This window comes from Siccirubricoccus deserti, assembly GCF_014283215.1.
In the GTDB taxonomy this organism is placed as follows: domain Bacteria; phylum Pseudomonadota; class Alphaproteobacteria; order Acetobacterales; family Acetobacteraceae; genus Siccirubricoccus; species Siccirubricoccus deserti.
This window is the reverse complement of sequence record NZ_JACOMF010000003.1, coordinates 180,083-198,754: the sequence shown is the minus strand read 5'-3', so window position 1 is coordinate 198,754 and position 18,672 is coordinate 180,083. Positions and strand designations below refer to the sequence as shown.

Annotated in this window: 18 protein-coding genes; 6 read left to right on the top strand and 12 right to left on the bottom strand. The window is 71.2% G+C overall.

Going from position 1 to position 18,672, the window contains the following annotated elements:
- Positions 1-22: 22 nt before the first annotated feature.
- Positions 23-1,582, bottom strand: a complete 1,560-nt coding sequence (locus tag H7965_RS04165) for a glycosyltransferase family 39 protein (RefSeq protein WP_186769278.1) — start codon at positions 1,580-1,582, stop codon at positions 23-25.
- 344 nt (positions 1,583-1,926) lie between these two features.
- On the opposite strand from H7965_RS04165, the gene H7965_RS04160 reads away from it, so the two are divergent.
- From H7965_RS04160 to H7965_RS04145, 4 genes are all read left to right on the top strand, one after another.
- The gene (locus H7965_RS04160; protein WP_390624551.1) at positions 1,927-2,319 is read left to right on the top strand and encodes a DMT family transporter; all 393 of its coding nucleotides are present in this window, start codon (positions 1,927-1,929) and stop codon (positions 2,317-2,319) included.
- 325 nt (positions 2,320-2,644) lie between these two features.
- Positions 2,645-3,649 (top strand): Bug family tripartite tricarboxylate transporter substrate binding protein, encoded by a 1,005-nt coding sequence (locus H7965_RS04155; RefSeq protein WP_186769276.1) that lies wholly within the window; start codon positions 2,645-2,647, stop codon positions 3,647-3,649.
- 268 nt (positions 3,650-3,917) lie between these two features.
- Entirely contained in the window at positions 3,918-4,712 is a 795-nt protein-coding gene (locus H7965_RS04150; protein ID WP_186769275.1) for a helix-turn-helix domain-containing protein, read from the top strand.
- 70 nt (positions 4,713-4,782) lie between these two features.
- Positions 4,783-5,262, top strand: coding sequence for a hypothetical protein (locus tag H7965_RS04145; RefSeq protein WP_186769274.1), 480 nt, complete (start codon positions 4,783-4,785; stop codon positions 5,260-5,262).
- Positions 5,263-5,277: 15 nt separating this feature from the next.
- Here the strand turns inward: H7965_RS04145 and H7965_RS04140 are convergent, their stop codons facing one another.
- The 7 genes from H7965_RS04140 to thrC all read right to left on the bottom strand — a co-directional run bounded on the left by H7965_RS04140 (position 5,278) and on the right by thrC (position 12,438).
- Complete coding sequence (locus H7965_RS04140) at positions 5,278-5,457, bottom strand: hypothetical protein (protein ID WP_186769273.1); 180 nt, start codon at positions 5,455-5,457, stop codon at positions 5,278-5,280.
- A 170-nt stretch (positions 5,458-5,627) separates the two neighbouring features.
- Positions 5,628-6,599, bottom strand: a complete 972-nt coding sequence (locus H7965_RS04135) for a Tim44 domain-containing protein (RefSeq protein WP_186769272.1) — start codon at positions 6,597-6,599, stop codon at positions 5,628-5,630.
- A 154-nt stretch (positions 6,600-6,753) separates the two neighbouring features.
- Positions 6,754-7,518, bottom strand: a complete 765-nt coding sequence (locus H7965_RS04130) for a dienelactone hydrolase family protein (RefSeq protein ID WP_186769271.1) — start codon at positions 7,516-7,518, stop codon at positions 6,754-6,756.
- A 272-nt stretch (positions 7,519-7,790) separates the two neighbouring features.
- Positions 7,791-8,195: a hypothetical protein gene (locus H7965_RS04125; protein WP_186769270.1), complete on the bottom strand. Its 405-nt coding sequence runs from the start codon at positions 8,193-8,195 to the stop codon at positions 7,791-7,793.
- A 136-nt stretch (positions 8,196-8,331) separates the two neighbouring features.
- A complete protein-coding gene (locus H7965_RS04120; RefSeq protein ID WP_186769269.1) occupies positions 8,332-9,660 on the bottom strand; it encodes a TldD/PmbA family protein in 1,329 nt (442 codons plus the stop codon).
- Positions 9,657-10,922, bottom strand: a complete 1,266-nt coding sequence (locus tag H7965_RS04115; RefSeq protein WP_186769268.1) for a M16 family metallopeptidase — start codon at positions 10,920-10,922, stop codon at positions 9,657-9,659. The genes H7965_RS04120 and H7965_RS04115 overlap by 4 nt, the downstream gene beginning before the upstream one ends.
- A gap of 109 nt (positions 10,923-11,031) precedes the next feature.
- A complete protein-coding gene (gene thrC / locus H7965_RS04110) occupies positions 11,032-12,438 on the bottom strand; it encodes a threonine synthase (protein WP_186769267.1) in 1,407 nt (468 codons plus the stop codon).
- Positions 12,439-12,758: 320 nt separating this feature from the next.
- Here thrC and H7965_RS04105 point away from each other — a divergent pair, with 320 nt between their 5' ends.
- Positions 12,759-14,384 (top strand): FAD-dependent monooxygenase, encoded by a 1,626-nt coding sequence (locus tag H7965_RS04105; protein ID WP_186769266.1) that lies wholly within the window; start codon positions 12,759-12,761, stop codon positions 14,382-14,384.
- Between the two features lie 124 nt (positions 14,385-14,508).
- Positions 14,509-15,117, top strand: a complete 609-nt coding sequence (locus tag H7965_RS04100; RefSeq protein ID WP_186769265.1) for a DUF938 domain-containing protein — start codon at positions 14,509-14,511, stop codon at positions 15,115-15,117.
- Positions 15,118-15,268: 151 nt separating this feature from the next.
- Here the strand turns inward: H7965_RS04100 and H7965_RS04095 are convergent, their stop codons facing one another.
- From H7965_RS04095 to H7965_RS04080, 4 genes are all read right to left on the bottom strand, one after another.
- On the bottom strand, positions 15,269-16,063 hold the full coding sequence (locus tag H7965_RS04095) for a hotdog fold domain-containing protein (protein ID WP_186769264.1): 795 nt from the start codon (positions 16,061-16,063) through the stop codon (positions 15,269-15,271).
- 62 nt (positions 16,064-16,125) lie between these two features.
- Positions 16,126-17,607, bottom strand: coding sequence for a carboxypeptidase M32 (locus H7965_RS04090; RefSeq protein ID WP_186769263.1), 1,482 nt, complete (start codon positions 17,605-17,607; stop codon positions 16,126-16,128).
- Entirely contained in the window at positions 17,604-18,302 is a 699-nt protein-coding gene (locus H7965_RS04085) for an SURF1 family protein (RefSeq protein ID WP_186769262.1), read from the bottom strand. Before H7965_RS04085 ends, H7965_RS04090 begins: the two co-directional genes overlap by 4 nt.
- Positions 18,299-18,658 (bottom strand): DUF983 domain-containing protein, encoded by a 360-nt coding sequence (locus H7965_RS04080; protein WP_186769261.1) that lies wholly within the window; start codon positions 18,656-18,658, stop codon positions 18,299-18,301. Before H7965_RS04080 ends, H7965_RS04085 begins: the two co-directional genes overlap by 4 nt.
- Positions 18,659-18,672: the final 14 nt, after the last annotated feature.

The window sequence follows — 18,672 nt, the reverse complement described above, 5'->3', positions numbered from 1 at the left end:
GCGCCTTACGGGCGGCCGGGGCTCATCGTGCCCCGGCCGGATCCCAGAACAGCACCGTCAGCAGGGGCCAGCGGCGGTCGACCGATGGCGGGACCTCCGGCACCACGACCAGGGCGGCCTCCAGGAATTCTTCGGCATCGCGCGGGTTCAGCACCAGCCAGACCCGCTGTCCCGCCCGCACCCGCGCCGCCAACGCCGCGCTCGGCAGCGGCACGGCATCCGGTACACCTTCAGGTGAGAAGGGCGCGAGCTGGATCTCCGGCGCACCTGCCGGCTGCCAGCGCGCCTGCTGCCGGCTCTCCTCCAGGTAGAAGGCGAGGCCCAGCAGATTAGTGCGCGGGCCGAGCGCGATGGTATCCGCCGGCGCCACCTGCGGCGCCATGGCGGCGGCAAGGCCGCGAAAATCCTCCTTCATCGCCGGCGCCGTCACCAGCACGCCGCGCAGCCCGAAGCCGATGCCGAGTGCCAGCACCACGGCAAGGCCGCCGCGCGCCCAGCCCGGCGCCGCGGGCGAGGTCAGCACCATCGCCAGCAGCACCGCCAGCGGCACCGTCACCCAGACCGCGATGCGCGGCAGGAAGAAGGGGGACCAGAGGCTCAGCAGCAGGGTCACCGCCAGGAAGATCGCCGGCGGCGCCGCCAGGAACAGCATCGCCCGGCGGCCCGGCCAGACCCGCCACAGCAGCACCGCCAGCAGCCCGGCGATGGCCAGCGCCAGCAGCGCGGTATGGCGCAGCCGCAGCGCCGGGGTCGGGTCGGCCAGCAGCGCACCGGCCAGGCCGAACAGCCCGACCAGGTCCGGCTTCGGGATCCAGGCCAGGTCGAAGCGGCCCTGCTGCCCGATCATCGCCAGGATCTGCGGCACCGACAGCGCCACCACCACCACATTCACGGCGGCGAGCCGGAACGCTGCCGCCCAGCCGGCCGGGCGGCTGAGCAGCAGCCAGCCGAAGCCCACGAGGTTCAGCGCCGCCAGGGTGAAGGCGGAGGTCGCATGGGTATAGACCAGCAGCAGCGCCATGACGCCGTAGAGCGCCAGCGCGCCGGCGCCGCCCGACCGGCAGAACCGTACCAGCCCGAGCAGCGCCAGCGCATAGAGCGCCGGCAGCATGGCATAGGCCCGCGCCTCCTGCGCATAGAGCAGTTGCAGCGGCGACAGGGCGAGCAGCGCGGCGGCCAGCAGCGCCGCGCCGGGCGGGGCGAATTCCCGCGCCAGCCGGTAGGTCAGCGGCACCGCCAGGGCGGAGAACAGGGCGGAGAAGCCGCGGCCAGCCAGTTCGGTCTCGCCGAAGGCGGCGGTCCAGGGTTTCAGCAGGGTATAGTAGAGCGGCGGCGTGGTCTCGACATGCAGCCCGACGCCCCACAGCACATCCAGGCCCTGCCGCACCCAGAAGATGCTGAACAGCTCGTCGCTCCAGTAGCCGGCGGCGTCGATCCGCCAGAGCCGGAGGGCGATGGCGGCGAGAGTCACCAGGCCAAGCCCGGCCAGGATGCGGCGGGAGGACAGGCTGAAGGCCACAGCCGGGGCTGGCGGGAGGGCGCCGGCCTGGCCAGCCGGGCCATTCACCGTCAGCATTTCCATGACCGGCGATTCCACGCCGGAACACAGTCGGCAGGGTGCCATCCTGGCAGGGCAATGGCTGGACGGCGCGGCATCGGGTCTCCCGCTTGCTGGAACATTGCGAGATGTCAGGGATTTCGCCGGTGCGGCAAATACACGAAACGGCGAAGTCGCAACCGCTGCCGTGACGGTGCGGTTGTAACTCACGAAAACTTCGCTATCGGATTTAGCAAGATTTGACTAAATATTTATCACACAAGTTTGTCTACTGGCTTCGTAAATAAAATTTCACCACATCTCAGTAATTCGCACAGGAGTTGCGGTTGGCAGGGTTCGGTGGCGCGCGGCCTGAACGCGCACATTGGGTGTCACTCGGAGTGGCTATAGTCGCGTCCCAAATCGGTCAGGTTCTGCTGAAGCTGGGCGCCACCGGATTGCCGCCGACGACCGCGGTCCTGGATAGCCTTCTGGCACAGATACTGCGCTGGGAAACCCTGGTCGGCCTGGGCTTCTATGCCAGCGGCACGCTGTTCTATGTGGTGGCACTGCGGCGGATCCCGATGTCGGTGGCGCTGCCCTGTACCGCCGTCTCCTACATCGCGGCGACGGTGTTCGGGATCGCGCTGTTCCAGGAAGCCCTGACGATGCTGAAGGTCATCGGGCTGCTGATGGTCTGCCTTGGCGTTATCATCCTGGCGGATAGCGAGCCGGCCGAACCGCGGCCGGTGGTTGGCGAGGTCGCTGGCGGCCGCCGCTAGCAGGGTGCGGAGAAGGGCGATGCGCCCTTGCTTCCCCATCGGCGCGGGCTTGGCCTGCGCACCCGGATACCCAGCAAAATCATAGGCTAGAGAGGCGGGATCAAATCCGGCCATGACGGAGAAGCGGCTCTCCCCACCCCCTCTTGTGCTTTTCCGCAGCCTCTCAGAGCACGTTCAGGCTCCAGCCTTGTTGGTTGGTCGCATGAGTTTCGCTCCAGGGCCACGGCCCGCAGCATTCACGTCAAAGCGGTTCCCGCTCGGGCCGAAGCTGTCCTAGCCTTCGGGGAACCGGTCGCGGAGACGGCCGGGTCTGGAGGAAATGGCCATGCCTGACGCTACGCGGCGGCGGCTGCTCGGCGCTGCCTTGCTTGCCCCGCCCCTGTCCACCCTGCCGCTTGCCGCGCCCCGTGCCCAGGCCGCGCCCTTCCCCAATCGCCCGATCCGCCTGCTGCTGCCGGCCGGGCCGGGCTCCGGCGTCGATATCCTGACCCGGCTGCTGGCCGATCTGATGGCCCGGCAAACCAACGCCACCTTCGTCGTCGAGAACCGGCCGGGCGCCGCCGGCGCCATCGGCGCCCGACATGCCGCGGCCCAGCCAGCGGATGGCTATTCGGTGTTCTACGGCGGACCGAATTTCGTGATCCTGCCGGTAATGAGCCGGGCCTTCTCCCGCGACATCAACGTCCGCACCGCCTTCGACCCGGTGACCATCGCCGGCAGCGGCCCCTTCCTGCTGGTCGCCAACCCGAAGGTGCCGGCGGAGACGCTGGAGGAGTTCATCGCCTGGCTGAAGGAGAACCCCAACGCGTGGAATGTCGCCAGCTCCGGCGTCGGCGCCACGGTGCATCTGCTGGGGGAGTTGTTCCGGCTGCGCGCCGGCATCCCACCCGGCACCCATGTCTCCTACCGCGGGGACGGCGCGGCGGTGCAGGCGGTGGCGCAGGGCGAGGCGCATTGGACCATCGCCGTCTCCGGCAGCACCAAGCCCTTCATCGATGCCGGCACGGTGCGGGCGCTGGCAACCACCGGCCCGAATCGGATGGCCGGCCTGCCCGACGTCCCGACCATGGCCGAGACCGGGCTGGTGCAGGGCCTGGAGACAGTGGCCTGGCTCGGCTACTTCACCCCCGGCGGCACCCCGCCGGACCGGATCGCCTGGCTGCAACGGGCGATCGCCCGGGCGATGCATGACCCCTCCCTGCGCAGCCGGCTGGATGAGCTGGGCTTCGAGCCGGTGGGATCGGAGCCGGAGGCGCTGCGGGCGGTGGTGGAGCGCGAGATGGCGATGTGGGCCGAGGTGGTGGAGCAGGCCAAGGTCCCGCGCGACTGATCCCCCCGGATCGGCTTCTTGACCCGCCCGAGGCCGCGACGGGTGGCCATGGGCGTCGCCGCGCAACCTCCACGGGGTCCCGGAACGCGGCCTGCCGCCAATGCGGCGAAGCCAGGCAAGCTGGAGCGTCGCGCCGTAAGGCGCGCCTTACGGCGCGATGCCCAACGTTCGAGGAATCCTGAACGTATCAGAGCCTGGGGCCGCTGGTATGATCCCACGACCCCGGAGGTCATGGCCGTCGCGCCGCAGCAAGGCTAGTTTCGGCTGCATGCAATCCGAAACCACCGGCTTCGGCGAGCTGCTCCGCGAATGGCGCCAGCGGCGGCGGCTGAGCCAGATGGCGCTGGCGCTGGAGGCCGAGATCTCCACCCGTCATCTCAGCTTTGTCGAGACCGGCCGGGCGGTGCCGAGCCGGGAGATGGTGCTGCGCCTGGCCGAGCCGCTGGAGCTGCCGCTGCGCGAGCGCAACCGGCTGCTGCTGGCCGCCGGCTACGCCCCGGTCTTCCCGCAGCGCAGGCTGGACGACCCCGCCCTGGCCCCGGCACGGGAGGCGATCGAGCGGGTGCTGGCGGCGCATGCGCCAAACCCGGCGCTGGCGGTGGACCGGCACTGGCAACTGGTCTCGGCCAATGCGGCGGTGGCGCCGCTGCTCACCGGCGCCAGCGCGGCGCTGCTGGCGCCGCCGGTGAACGTGCTGCGGCTGTCGCTGCATCCGGAAGGGCTGGCGCCGCGGATCGACAACCTGGCGGAGTGGCGGGCGCATCTGCTGGCGCGGCTCCGGCGCGAGGTGGAGCTTTCGGCCGACCCCGTGCTGGCGGCGCTGCTGGAGGAGCTGCGCCGCTACCCCGCCCCACGGGTGCCGCCGCCGGCGGTGGAGGCAACGGCCATCGCGGTGCCGTTCCGACTGCGAAGCGCCGATGGCGTGCTGAGCTTCCTCAGCACCACCACGGTGTTCGGTACGCCCGTGGATGTCACCTTGGCAGAGCTGGCGATTGAGGCTTTCTTGCCGGCGGATGCGGCCACGGCGCAAGCGTTACGCCTAGTTTCACATTTTGTAGATTGACTACAATGTGATTTATCGCGATCCTGTGAGTACGGCCGGGCTCTTCTCTCGGCGCCGAAGGGATCGCGCCATGGCCCCCGACCTCCGCCTCTCCCAAACTCGCGGCCATCTGGCCCTCACCGCCGAGAATGGCGGCCTGACGCCCTGGTGCGGCCCGGCGGCGCTGGCCCTGGCGGCGGGCCGCCCTTATGGCGAGGCCTGCGACCTGCTGCGCTCCATCGCCCCTGGCTGGTACCCGGCCGAGGGCCCGGTCGTCACCGCCTACTGGCGCGACCTGCTGGCGGTGCTGGACCGCCTGGGCGTTCCGCATGTGAAGCGCGACCTGCCGGAGCACCGGCCAAGCCTGCTGCGGCTGGTGCGTGAGGGCCTGCCGCGCGGCTGGTACCTGCTGCGGGTAACCGACCACTTCCTGCTGCTGCACAGCCATGGCTTCGGCCTGGCCACGGTGCACGACAACCGCCACACCGCGGCGCCGCTCTCCGTCCGCACCCATGGGCGGCGCAAGGTGACGCATATCGCCTGGCTGCCGGAAGGGCCACGGCTCGGCTGAGCCGCCCTACTCGGCTCAGCCGTAGCGCCGCATCGCCACCACCGCCGCCGCCAGCCCCGCCGCAAGGGACACCGCGCCGAAGGCCGGCGCGGCCAGCAGAGCGGTGGCGCCGAGGCCGGCCACCGCCAGCGCAAGCACCACGGTGGCAAGGCCACTGAGGGCAGCGATAACGGCGATGCAGCACAGCGGGACCATCAACACACCTCCGGCAGGATTCGTATGAGGCATTCTTGCCATCATCCTGCCACGATCTGGTCACGATCCGCCACAATTACGAGAACGCCGCCCAGGCCGAATGGCCAGGGCGGCGCGAATGTGAACGCTGAACTGCGCCGCGCCCGCTGCAGCGGGCGCGCCAGGCCAGCCTATTTCTCGGTCTGCTGGATCGCCGAGAGCTGCCAGCTGCCGCCCGCGGGCCGCACGAAGGTCCAGAGCTCCACCGCCTGGGTACGGCGGTCGGGGTCGCCCTCCACCACCACTCCATCGGCGAGGCGGCGGGTGACATCCACCAGGGAGAAGCGCATGGCCACGGTAGCGTATTCGCGGTCGCCCTCGCGCCATGCCTCGGCCAGGTCGCCCTGCTCCAGCGTCACCTCCCGGGTCTGGTTGTGCCAGCCGCGGGCGGCGAGATTGGCGAGGTCATCGCTGAAGTAGCGGACCATCTCCGGCGTCGCCAGGTGGCGCAGCGTGCCGACATCCTGGCGCGACCAGGCATCGTTCACTGCCTTCAGCAGTTGCTCGAAGCTGCTGAAATCCTCAGGCCGAAGCTCCAGCGGCGCGGTCGCCGGGGCGCCACCGCCGCCGCTCATTGGGCCACGGCCATGGCCGTCCATCGCCCGCGCCATGCCGCCTTGCGGCGCCACGCCGGCCATTGCCGGCTGCGCCTGGCGGCGGCGGAAGAAACCGATGGCGAAGCGCACCAGCAGCACGATCAGACCGATCTGCAGCAGCAGGCCGAGGATGCTGGCGAAGCCGCTGAAGCCACCGAACAGCCCGTTGCCGAACAGCAGCCCGCCGAGGCCGACGCCGATCAGGCCACCCATCAGCCCCGCCATGAAGGGCGAGCGCGAGAAGAAGCCGCCCGCCGGGTTCGGCTGGCCGATCGGCGGCCGGGCGGTCTGCCCGACGCCAGGGCTCGCCGGCTGGTTCGGCTGCATCGTCCGTTCCATCGGCCGGGCGGTGCCGGGGGCCGTGCTGGTGCTGGGCGGCGCGCTGAAGGTGCGGCTGCCACGGCTGCCGGCACCGCCGCCACCGCCCGGACGAGCCTCCGCCAAGGCAGGTGCGAGCGCGAGGGCTGCGGCAGCGATGGCCGCGATCAGGAAGCCAGGGCGACGCATGGGTGGAGTTTCTCCGACATGAACTTGTTGTCACGTATATAGGGCGTCAACGCACGAATTGCGACCTGCGATCGCGCGACAGCCAGCACAGCCACATGGTGTCGAAAAAGGCGCGACCGCGCCCGCCTGACACGTCAAGGCCGGGCACGAGGTGTCATGGCGCCAGGGCGGCGGCGAAGAAGCCGGCGACCTGGGCCGACGCCATCTCTGCCAGGGCCGGCCAGGGCCGCACCAGCACCCGGCCATCGCCGCCAGGTGCCGGAACCAGCGCCCGCTCCCCGATCGCGAAGGCCGGCCGGTCCCAGGCATAGCCGGCGCCGGCGTATTCCACCCGCCGCACCCGTGCGCCGCCCGCCGCCAGCGCCTCGGCCGCCGCGGCGCAGGCGGCGCCGGGGTTGGCGGCATCGGTGTCGCCATGCGCCAGCAGCACCGCGCCCGGGATCGGTCCGGCCGGCGGCAGGCTGGCACAGCCGGGGTAGAGCAGCGCCCGAGCAGGCAGGGGCGAAGCCGCCGCCGTCACCGCCCCGGCGCCGAAGCCGAGCACGCCGAGGCGCCGGGAGTCGATCCGCGCATCCGCCAGCAGCAGCTCCACCGCAGCCATGCGCGCCAAGGCATCCGGCGCCTCGGCCCGGACGTCCAGCACGGCGATGCCGGCGCCGAGCAACTGTTCGACATAGGGTTCGCTGCGACTGTCGGGCCCGAGCGCGTCATGCAGTACCAGCACCGCCGGCAGCGCCCTGGCCGCACCCCTGGCCATGGGAGGCGGCAGCGAGAGCAGGCCGGACACCCCGGGGGCCTGCACCGCCTCCGGCCGCGGCAGCACCTCGGTGTCGGGCGGTTCGCCGGCCAAGCCGAGACCCGGCAGCAGCGCCGCGGTCAGTGCGCCGGCGCGGAGCGCGGTGGCCAGACGGCGCAGCACCGGGACGTTCGGCCTCTCCGCTGATGCAATCCCGCTCCACATGGCTGCCCCCACCATCAACGGAAGGGAACGTTGGTCGAGCGGGCCGTCGTGATACAGTGCGTTACGTCACCATCTGGGCCGAAACCCTGTCGCGATCGAGTGTGGCCTCATCCGGGATCCCTTGCCGGAACGGATCGTGGAGGGGCATGACGCCCCCGTAGTCTTCGGCCGCTTTGCAAACGACAGGCTACAGGCAATGCAAGCGCGGACCTGCGGCGAGGCGCGGCCGTTCAGTGCCGCAATGCCGCCAGGGTCGCCTGCTTCTCGGCCGGGCTGAGCGGCACCATGGTTTCCCAGACCCCATGCGCCCAGAGCCGCGCCGCCCCGGCGAGGCGGGCAAGGTCATGGTCGTCGAGGGTGTCGACGAACTCCTCGATCGACTCCGCCTCGTCGTCCCAGCCCGCGGCTATGTCGACGACAATCGCCATGGCCCCCATCGCTTCGTCGTCCAGGTCGCCCTCGCGGAAGGCACCCATCTCGACCAGGACCGGGATCTGGTGGGCGGTGATGGTGATGCGGGCGGCCATCTCGCGCAGCGACGCGTCGCCACCCTTGAAGACGGTGAGCTCGGCGATGGTGGTGATGGCCTCGGCCCGCATCGTCGCGCGCGGCTTGCGCCATTCGGCGGTGGCCATGGCTAGAGCGGACCGCGGAGGGGCGTAAACACCCCGGGGCAGGACTCCGCGCTGCAAGGAACAGGCCACAGCGGATTGGCGTTCGGACATGAACGCAATCCGCTGTAGCGCCCGTCGCAGGCGGCTACGGGCGGCATCAGCCGCCCGCCAGGGTCAGCCCCTCGACCCTGACCGTCGGGCTGTCGGTGCCGCGGCGGAATTGCAGGTCGTCGGCGGCGGTCAGGTTGAGCAGCATGTCGCGCACATTGCCGGCAATGGTCAGCTCGCTCACCGGCTCGGCCAGGGCGCCGTCGCGGATCATGAAGCCGGCGGCGCCGCGGCTGTAGTCGCCGGTCACGCCATTCACCCCCATGCCGATCAGCTCGGTGACGTAGAGACCTTCCCGGATATCCGCCATCAGCGCCGCCGGCGTGAGCGTGCCGGCCTCCAGGTAGAGGTTGGTCGGCGAGGGGCTGGGCGGGCCGGAGGTGCCGCGGCTGGCATGGCCGGTGGAGGCCATGCCGAGTTGCCGGGCGCTGCGCAGGTCAAGCACCCAGGTGGTCAGCACGCCATCCTCGACGATGGCGCGGCGGGTGCCCTGCATGCCCTCGCCATCGAAGGGCCGGCTGCGCAGCCCGCGGCGGCGGAGCGGGTCGTCGATGACGGAAAGCCCCGGCGCCATCACCCGCTGGCCGAGCTTGTCCCGCAGGAAGCTGGTGCCGCGGGCGACCGCGGCGCCATTGATCGCCCCGGCCAAGTGCCCGAGCAGGGAGGATGCCACACGCGGGTCGTAGACCACCGGCAGGCGCGCGGTCTTCGGCCTGGTCGGGTTCAGCCGGGCCACCGCCTTCTCCCCGGCGCGGCGGCCGATGGCGGCGGCATCCTCCAGATCGGCCAGATGGACGGCACTGGAATAATCGTAGTCGCGTTCCATCCCCGTCCCCTGCCCGGCGAGCGCCGTGGCGGAGATGGAATGGCTGGTGCGGACGTACTGGCCGGCGAAGCCGTTGCTGGCGGCGAGAGCGATGGTGTAGCGACCGTAGCCGGCCTCGGCGCCCTCGGAATTGCTCACCCCGGCAACCGCCAGCGCTGCTTCCTCCGCGGCCGCGGCACGGGCGATCAACGCCTCGGCCGCCGGCTCGGCGGCATCGGCAAGGTCGAGGTCCACCGCCACCAGCCCGTCCGGCGCATCCGGCAGCCCGGCGAAGGGGTCCTCCGGCACCGCCCTGGCCATGGCAACGGCGCGCTCGGCCAGCGCCGCGAAGCCGCGCGGGGCCGGATCGGTGGAGGAGACGATCGCCTGGCGCTGGCCGACGAAGACCCGAAGGCCAAGGTCGAAGCCCTCCGACCGTTCCAACTGCTCGATCTTGCCGAGGCGGCGGGAAACCGAGAGGGATGCGCTGCTGACCAGCAGCGCATCCGCCGCATCGGCGCCCGCCTTACGGGCCGCGGCGACCAGCGCCTGCAGGGTTTCCGGATGGGTCATGCCGCCAGCGCCCCGGTGATGTGCCGCAGCCCCGGCACCTTGCCGGCGGGGCCGAGCGCGGCCAGGGTCGGCGCCCCGCGGAAGGCCGCGGCGGCGGCCTGCTGCACCTGCTCAATGGTGACGGCGGCGATCTTCGCCTTGGTTTCCTCCACCGGGATGGCGCGGCCATGCACCTGGATCTGCCGGGCGAGCTGCTCGGTGCGGCTGCCGGTGCTCTCCAGCGACATCAGCAGGCTGGCGCGGAACTGCGCCTTGGCGCGGTCCAGCTCATCCTGCGTCACAGTGGTCTGCACCTTGCGCAGCTCCGCCAGCGTCACCGGCACCAGCTCCTCCACTTCCTTCTCGCCCGTGCCGGCGTAGATCGCGAAGACGCCGCCGTCGCGGAAGGGATGGGCGAAGGAATAGATCGAATAGACCAGCCCGCGCTTCTCCCGGATCTCCTGGAACAGGCGGGAGGACATGCCGCCGCCGAGCAGGGTCGACAGCAGCAGGGTCGGGTAGTGCAGCGGATCACGGTAGCCGGTGGAGGGGAAGCCGAGGACGATATGGACCTGCTCCAGATCCTGCTCCTCGCGGAACTCGCCACCGGCATAGCGGGCGGGCTCGGGCTCGGGCGGCGCCACCTGCGGCAGGTCGGCGAAATGGGTCTGCACCAGATCGAGCAGCCGGTCATGGTCCAGCGCGCCGGCGGCGGCCACCACCATGCGCTCCGGCCCGTAATGGTGGCGCATGTAGTCGGTCAGCGTCTCCCGCTTCATGCCCCGGATGATCTCCTCGGTGCCGAGGGTCGGGCGGCCCATCGGCTGGTCCGGGTAGGCGGTGGTCTGGAAGTGGTCGAAGATGATGTCGTCCGGCGTGTCGTTCGCCTGGCCGATCTCCTGCAGGATGACGCCCCGCTCCCGCTCCAGCTCCTCCGGGATGAAGGTGCTGTGGGTCAGGATGTCGCCGATGATGTCGGCGGCGAGGCCAAGGTCCTCCTTCAGCACCTTGCAGTAGTAGGCGGTGCTCTCCCGCGCCGTGTAGGCGTTCAGATGGCCGCCGACATTCTCGATCTCGCGGGCGATGGCGGCGGCGTCGCGCTTCTCGGTGCCCTTGAAGGCCATGTGCTCAAGGAAATGGGAGACCCCGTTCTCCGCCGCGGTCTCGTTGCGCGTGCCGGTCGAGACATAGGCGCCGAAGGACACGGTCTCGACCCGCGGCATGACCTCCGAGACGACCGTGAGGCCATTGGGCAGGCGGGTGACGCGGACGGCATCGGACATTGTTGCGAGTGTCTTTCCTCAGAGATGGAAACGCGATCGGCCTGGTGCCAGCGAGGCTCGCTGGGCCTTCCCGCCGTGCTCCAGGCCAACAGGCATTCGTCCGGAACCCTCAGGCCGTGTTGCGGCGGGCATGGGCGCGCACGAAAGCCTCGACGTCCGCAAGCTCCGGGGCAAGCACGGCATAGCGTTCCTCCCGCTCATATAGGTCGGCGAGGCGCGCTGGCAGAGGGGGGCGGTTGCCGGTTGCGCGTTCCACCGCATCGGGGAATTTCGCCGGATGGGCGGTGGCGGCGACCACCACCGGAATGGAGCGGTCCTCCGGGGCATGGGCACGGGCGGCGGCGGTGCCGATGGCGGTGTGCGGGTCGGCGAGGTAGCCCTGGCCGGTCCACAGCCGGCGGATCTCCGCCAGCGTCCCCTCATCGTCCAGGGTGAAGCCGCGGAACAGCCCGGTCGCCCGCCGCCAGGCGGCGTCCGGCACCGGCATCCTGCCCTCGGCGCGGAAGCGCTGCATGGTCTCGGCCGTGGCGGCGCCGTCGCGACCCAGCAGCTCGAACAGCAGCCGCTCGAAGTTCGAACTGACCTGGATGTCCATGCTGGGCGAGAGGCTGGGCTCCACCGGCCGCATCGACATGTCGTTGGCCGCGAGGAACCGCGCCAGGATGTTGTTGCGGTTGGCGCCGATGATCAGCCGCTCCACCGGCAGCCCCATCGCCCGCACCGCCCAGGCCGCCAGCACATTGCCGAAATTGCCGGTCGGCACGCTGAAGGCCATCGGCCGGTCCGGCGCGCCAAGCGCCAGCGCCGCATGGGCGTAATAGGGGATCTGCGCCGCCACCCGGGCCCAGTTGATGGAGTTCACCGCCGCCAGCCGCATCTCCGCACGGAAGGGGGCATCGTTGAACATCGCCTTCACCAGGTCCTGGCAATCGTCGAAGGTGCCATTCAGCGCCAGGTTGGCGACATTGGGCGACAGCACCGTGGTCATCTGCCGCCGCTGGACCTCCGAGGTCCTTCCATCCGGGTGGAGGATGATGATGTCGATGGCGCCACGGTCGCGACAGGCCTCGATCGCCGCCGAGCCGGTGTCGCCGCTGGTGGCGCCGACAATGGTGATACGCTCGCCGCGCCGGGCCAGCACATGGTCGAACAGCCGCCCGAGCAGCTGCATCGCCATGTCCTTGAAGGCGAGGGTCGGGCCGTGGAACAATTCGAGCGCGAAGCTGCGGCTGTCCAGCTGCACCAGCGGCGCCACGGCGGGGTGGCCAAAGCCGGCGTAGGCGGCGGTGGTCATGTCGCGCAGCGTCTCCAGCGACAGCGTCTCGCCGGCGAAGCGGTGGATCAGCCGGGCGGCGAGTTCCGGGTAGGGCAGGCCGCGCAGGGCGCGCCATTCGGCGGGGGAGAGGCTCGGCCAGCTCTCCGGCATGAACAGCCCGCCATCTTCGGCGAGGCCGGCCAGCAGGACGCCTTCAAAGTCGTGGGGGGCGGCCTGGCCGCGGGTGCTGAGATAGCGCATGACGCGGAGGCTAGAGCAAACTGCACCCGGGTGGAACACCTCGGGCGGCGTAATTTTCTCGCAAAATCAGAATGCTAGGGCGGATCTCGGAGGGCCGTGAACGCCCAGGAGCGAAGCCGCTCCACAACGACCGGCTACGGCGGAGCGACTTTCAGACATGGACGCGGCCCGCCGATGAGCGGGTTCCGCGAAGCCGGGAGCGGAGGCGGCCTCGGTCGCTCCAGGCAGCGGTGGGCGGGGCAGCGGCATGGGAAGGCGCATCCGGGCCGCATTCTGCGGGCCGCGTGGCCGGATATGGCGACAGCAGCGAAGGAAATCCGATGTCCAGCACCAGCACCAAGGTCCTGATCGTCGGCGCCGGCCCCACCGGGCTGGTGCTCGCCCTGCGGCTGGCCCGCCATGGCGTGCCCTTCCGCATCATCGACCGCAACGGCGGCCCCGGCCAGGCCTCCCGCGCCGTGGCGGTGCAGGCCCGGACCTTGGAGTTCTACCGCCAGCTCGGCTTCGCCGACGCGGTGGTGGCGCTCGGCATCCCGATGCGGGCCGTGCACCTGCGCGAGGATGGGGAGGAGGTGGCGAGCATCCCGCTCGCCGAGCTCGGCGCGGCCTTGAGTCCCTACCCTTTCGCCCTCTGCTTCCCGCAGGACGACCACGAGCGCTTCCTCACCGCCCGGCTGGAAGCCGCCGGTGCCGTCGTCGAATGGGGGGTGGAGCTGCGCGGCTTCACCCAGGATGCCGAGGGGGTCGAGGCCACCCTCGTCCAGGGCGGCCGCGAGACCCGCTGCCGCGTCGCCTATATCTGCGGCTGCGACGGCGCCCACAGCCAGGTGCGGGAGAGCCTCGGCCTCGGTTTCCCCGGCGGCACCTACCGCCACCTGTTCTACGTCGCCGACGTGGCGGTCGAGGGCGGGTTCAAGACCGACATCTACGCCAATGTCGACCGCGACGGGCTGGCGCTGATGTTCCCGGTGCGCAGCAGCGGCATGCAGCGGCTCATCGGCATCGTGCCGGAGGCCGCGGGCAAAAGCGTGTCGGAGGGGCTCGGCGACCGCGACCGGCTCGAGTTCGAGGATGTGCGGGCCTCGGCGGAGGCGGTGTTCGGCGTCCGCGTGACTGAGGTGAACTGGTTCTCAACCTACCATGTGCACCACCGCGTAGCCGACCATTTCCGCATCGGCCGCGCCTTCATTGCCGGCGACGCCGGGCATATCCACAGCCCGGCCGGCGGCCAGGGCATGAACACCGGCATCGGCGATGCGGTGAACCTGTCCTGGAAGCTGGCCGAGGTGCTGGGCGGCCGGGCTGCGCCGGCGATCCTCGACACCTATGAGACCGAGCGGATCGCCTTCGCCCGCAGCCTGGTCGCCACCACCGACCGGGCCTTCCAGGGGCTGGTCGGCAGCGGGCCGGGCAGCCGCTTCCTGCGCGGCTGGCTGGTGCCGAACCTGCTGCCCGCGCTCACCGGCTTCGCCGCCGTGCGAAGGCTGCTGTTCCGCACCGTCTCGCAGATCCGCATCGCCTACGCGGACAGCGCGCTGAGCGGGGGCAAAGCGGGCGAGGTCGCGGGCGGCGACCGGCTGCCCTGGGTGCCGATGGCGGCGGGCGACAATTTCGCTTCCCTCGCTGGGCTCGACTGGCGGCTGCATGTGTATGGCACGGCTGAGCCGGGGCTGAGCGCGGCGGCGTCCCGGCTCGGCCTGCCGCTGGATGCCTTCCCCTGGACCGAAGCCGCCGGGCAGGCCGGGCTGCGGCGCGACGCGGCCTATCTCCTGCGGCCCGACATGCATGTCGCCCTGGCCCTGGCCGAGCAGGAGGCGGACAAGCTGCAGGCCTTCGTCGCCCGGCACGGGCTGGTCTTCGGTCGGGCGGGGGTAGAGCGGAATTCGGATGTCGCGGCCATCGGCGGATCGCCGTCGATTCCACCAGCATCCATGGACCGGCGATGACGGCCATAGGCCCCGGCCGAAGCTGGCAAGCGTAACATTAGGACTGGCGCATTCGGGCGGCATTGCTCAACTTGCGAGCAAGGGAAGGGTTGCACAACACTTCCGACAGATTGGAGAAACGTCTATGGCCAAGCTGCGCCAGGATGCGCGCTGCCATGCGCCAGCAACGATGCGCAACCGCGATGCGATCCTTGCAGCGCTTCGGCGGCATCTGCCGCAGGAGGGGCTGGTGCTGGAGATCGCCTCGGGCACCGGCGAGCATGCGGTGCATTTCGCCGCCAGCATGCCGGCGCTGTTCTTTCAGCCGAGCGACCGGGACGAGCGCGCCCGCACCAGCATCAACGCCTGGGTCCGTGCCGCGCGGCTGCCCAACCTGCGCCCGGCGCTGGCGCTGGACACCACCGCCGAGACTTGGCCGATCGACGCCGCGGACGCGATCTTCGTCGCCAATATGATCCATATCGCGCCCTGGGCGGCGACGCTCGGGCTGCTGGCGGGGGCGGCGCGGCTGCTGCCGCCGGATGGGCCGCTGATCCTCTATGGGCCATTCCGGCGCGGCGGCAAGCATACCACGCCGAGCAACGCCGCCTTCGACGCGGATCTCCGGGCGCATGACCCGGAATGGGGCGTGCGTGACCTGGAAGCGGTGATCGAAGCGGCCGAGGGCTTCACCGTGCCGCTGGTCGAGCCGATGCCGGCCAATAATTTCCTGCTGGTGTTCCGGCGGCGGTAGGGCAGCGGCGGGCGGCATCCGACGCGACGCCACCCCTTTCCCCGCCCCCGTCATGCGCGGACTTGATCCGCGCATCCGCCTCAGAACAACGGGATTATGGCCAGATCAAATCCGGCATGGCGGTTTTCCAGGGACCCGCGCCGATTCGCTGCTACGCCGCCGCATCCATCTGCCGTGGCCGCCAGATCGCGGTATGCGCCACCTGCGCCACCGGCATGCCGTCGCCACCCAGCACCAGCGCATCGAGCTCGACAAAGCGGTGGCCCTTGCGAGTCTCATTCGCCACCACCCGGGCGCGCACCGTCAGAGCCTCCCCCAGTCGTGCTGGGCGGAGGCTGCGCACCGTGCTGCCGGTGTGAATCCAGGGGCCGAGCGCGACATTCTGCACCAGCGCCTGGTTGCACTGGCGGAGGATCAGTCCGGGATGGGCGATGCCCTCGGCGGCGTAGAAGGAGCCCGCCTCCCCCACAGCCTCGAGATAGGCGCCGAGTGCCTCCTCGGTCAGCGGGAAGGGCGCGGTGCCGAGGATGGTGCCAGGTGCGAGGCTGGCCTCGCTGGCCGGCGGCCGCTCCGCTGGCGGGGTGCGCCAGGCATAGCCGGCCGGGTCCGGCGCCGGCCCGGGGCGCGGCGGGCCGAGCCGGCCGCTGGCGCAGTGACGGTCGCCGACCCGGACGGTGACGGCCAACCCATCCTCCGCCGCCTCGGCTGCCACCTGGACCGCATCGCCGTCATAGACCGGCTGCTGGAAGCGGATCCCGGCGCTGCCGCCGGTGAGCCACTCCTGGCCCCAGCGTGCCAAAGCAGGATGGACGGCATAGGCATAGACCTCCACCCCCGGCACCAGCGCGCCCTGGAAGCCGAAGCGGCGGGCGATGGTGTCGTCGTGGATGCGATTCTCGGATTGCGCCGAGAGGTTGCGGGCGGTGACCGTGTGGGTCCAGGTCATGGCGGCGTTCCCCTGTTTCCCGCCAGCCTCCCGCTACCGCCGCGCCAAGGCAAGAGTGGCTGTCACCCCAGGTAGCGGCCACGCAGGTGATCGAGGAAATCCTGCGGGTCGAGCGGCTTGCCGGTGGCGAAGCGCAGCAGCTCCTGGAAGCCGAGGCGGGAGCCCTGGGCATGCACCTTCTCCCGCAGCCATCCGAGCAGCGGCAGCAGATCGCCCCGCGCCATGGCCGAATCCAACCCCGGCAGCGCCAGCCGCGCCGCCTTCATCAGCTGCGCCGCCGCCATGGCGCCCAGGGTGTAGCTGGGGAAATAGCCGAAGGCGCCGTCGTGCCAGTGGATATCCTGCAGGCAGCCTTGCGCGTCATCCGGTGGGGTGATGCCGAGCAGCCGCCGGAACCCCTCCGCCCAGGCGCCAGGCAGATCGGCGACCTCCAACTCGCCGGCGATGAGCGCGCGTTCCAGCCGGAACCGCAGGATGACATGCGCCGGATAGGTCAGCTCATCGGCGTCGACGCGAATGAAGCTGCGCGACACCCGGCGCCAGTGCCGCACCAGATTCTCCCGCGCATAGGGCGCCGCGGCCCCACCGAAGGCCGCATGCAGTTCGCCGCCGAGGAAGCCGAGGAAGGCATCCGACCGGCAGGCCTGCATCTCGATGATCAGCGACTGGGATTCATGCGCTGCCATGCCGGCTGCCTGCCCCACCGGCTGGCGCGCCCACTCCGCCGGCAGCCCGCGCTCATACAGCGCATGGCCGGTCTCGTGCAGCACGCCGAGCAGCGCCTTGCCGACCTCCGCCTCGGAATAGAAGGTGGTGATGCGCACATCGGCGGAGGTGCCGCCGCAGAAGGGGTGCAGGCTCTCGTCGAGCCGGGCATGGGTGTAGTCGAGGCCGATGCGCTCCGACAAGCTGCGGCAGAGGGCGCGCTGCACCGCCGCCGGGAAGGGGCCTTCCAGCGGCAGCGGCGGCGGGAGGCGTGCCTCCCGCGCCTCGGCTTCGGGCAGGGCGGTGGCGAGGAAGGCTTCGTAGGCAGCGAAGATCGGCTCGACATCGGCGGCGGCAATGCCGGGCTGGTAGCCATCCATCAGCGCATCATAGGGGGAGAGGCCGAGGGCGGCGGACAGCGCCTGGGCGGTTTCCCACTGCAGCGTCACCACCTCGGCCAGGTAGGGCCGCACCAGGGCGAAATCGGCACGCGCCTTGGCCTCCCGCCATACCTTCTCGCAGGCGGCATTGGCCCGCTCGGTCGCCTCCACCAGCGCGGTCGGCAGGGTGGTGGCGCGGGCATGGGCGCGGCGCATCAGCGTCAGGTTGGCGACCCCCCACTCGCCCTCGGCAGTGGCGGCGGCGAGGTCCTCCGCCACCTCCGGCGCGGTCAGCAATTCATGCTGCAGGCCGGCGAGGGTCGCCAGCTGCTCGCCGCGCGCCGGGCCGCCGCCCGGCGGCATCATGGCGCTGGCGTCCCAGTGGAGCATGGCGCTGGCCTCGCCCAGGGTGGCGATGCGGGCGAAGCGCGCGGTGAGGCGCTGGCAGGCGGCGTTCATGGCGCGGGCTCCCGGGCGATGCGGCGAAGGAAGGCGATGAGCACGCCCAGCAGGGCGACGGCCAGCCCATACCAGGTGATGGCGTATCCCAGATGCGGGTTGGTCGGCCGCGGCATGCTGCGGGCGGCGGCCGGCAGGGCAGCGGGTGGCGTCCCCGGCTCCGCCAGGGCCACTAGGCCGAAGGGCGCCGGCGGCGGCAGGCCGAGCGCGGCGCCGATCGCCGCCGGATCGAACAGGAAGAAGCGCCGTCCGGCGGCATCGTCACGCGGGCTGTTCCAGTCGCGGCTGTCGGCGGCGCGAGCATAGCCGGTGACCGCCACCTCGCCCTCTGGCCGGTCGATCGGGGCACTGCGCTCCAGCGGCACCCAGCCGCGGTCCACCAGCAGCGGCGGCACCCCGTTCGGCCGCAGCAGCGGCGTCAGCAGATGGGCGCCGAGGGTAGTGCCGCGCAGCTCGATGCCGAGCAGCGCCTCCCGCTCGTGGTCGAAGCGGCCGGTGGCGCGGAGCTTCGTATAGGGCTCCGGCACGGCCGCGCCGAGCAGGGCGGGCGGGTCGGCCTCGGCCGCAGCGATGCGCTCCAGCAGCGCGGTCTTCCAGGTGAGGCGCTGGACCTGCCAGGTGCCGAGGCCGAGGAGGACCAGGAGGACCGGCAGCGCCGCCAGCACCGGCAGCAGCAGGCGGGTGCGTCGGGTCATGCGCCGGAGCGCTGGCGGTAGTGCAGCCCGACCAGCGCCGCCTTGGCCAGCCGCATGACCAGCAGGGTGAGCGGCAGCACCAGCGCCGGCCAGAGCAGCGCATGGACCCAGAGCGGCGGCTGGAAGCGGGAATCGATCATCAGCGCGGCGATCACCGCAATCGCGCCGACCAGGAAGATGCCGGCGACCGCTGGGCCGTCCCCGGCGTCATGCGCCCGGAGATCAAGGCCGCACTGCGGGCATTCCTCCCGCACCTCCAGCCCCCGGATGAAAAGCGGGCCGCTGCCGCAACGCGGACAGCGGCCCAGCAGGGCGGCCCGGACCAGCGGGGCTGGCCTGGCAGACGCCTCGGTCAAGGTCCCATGATCTC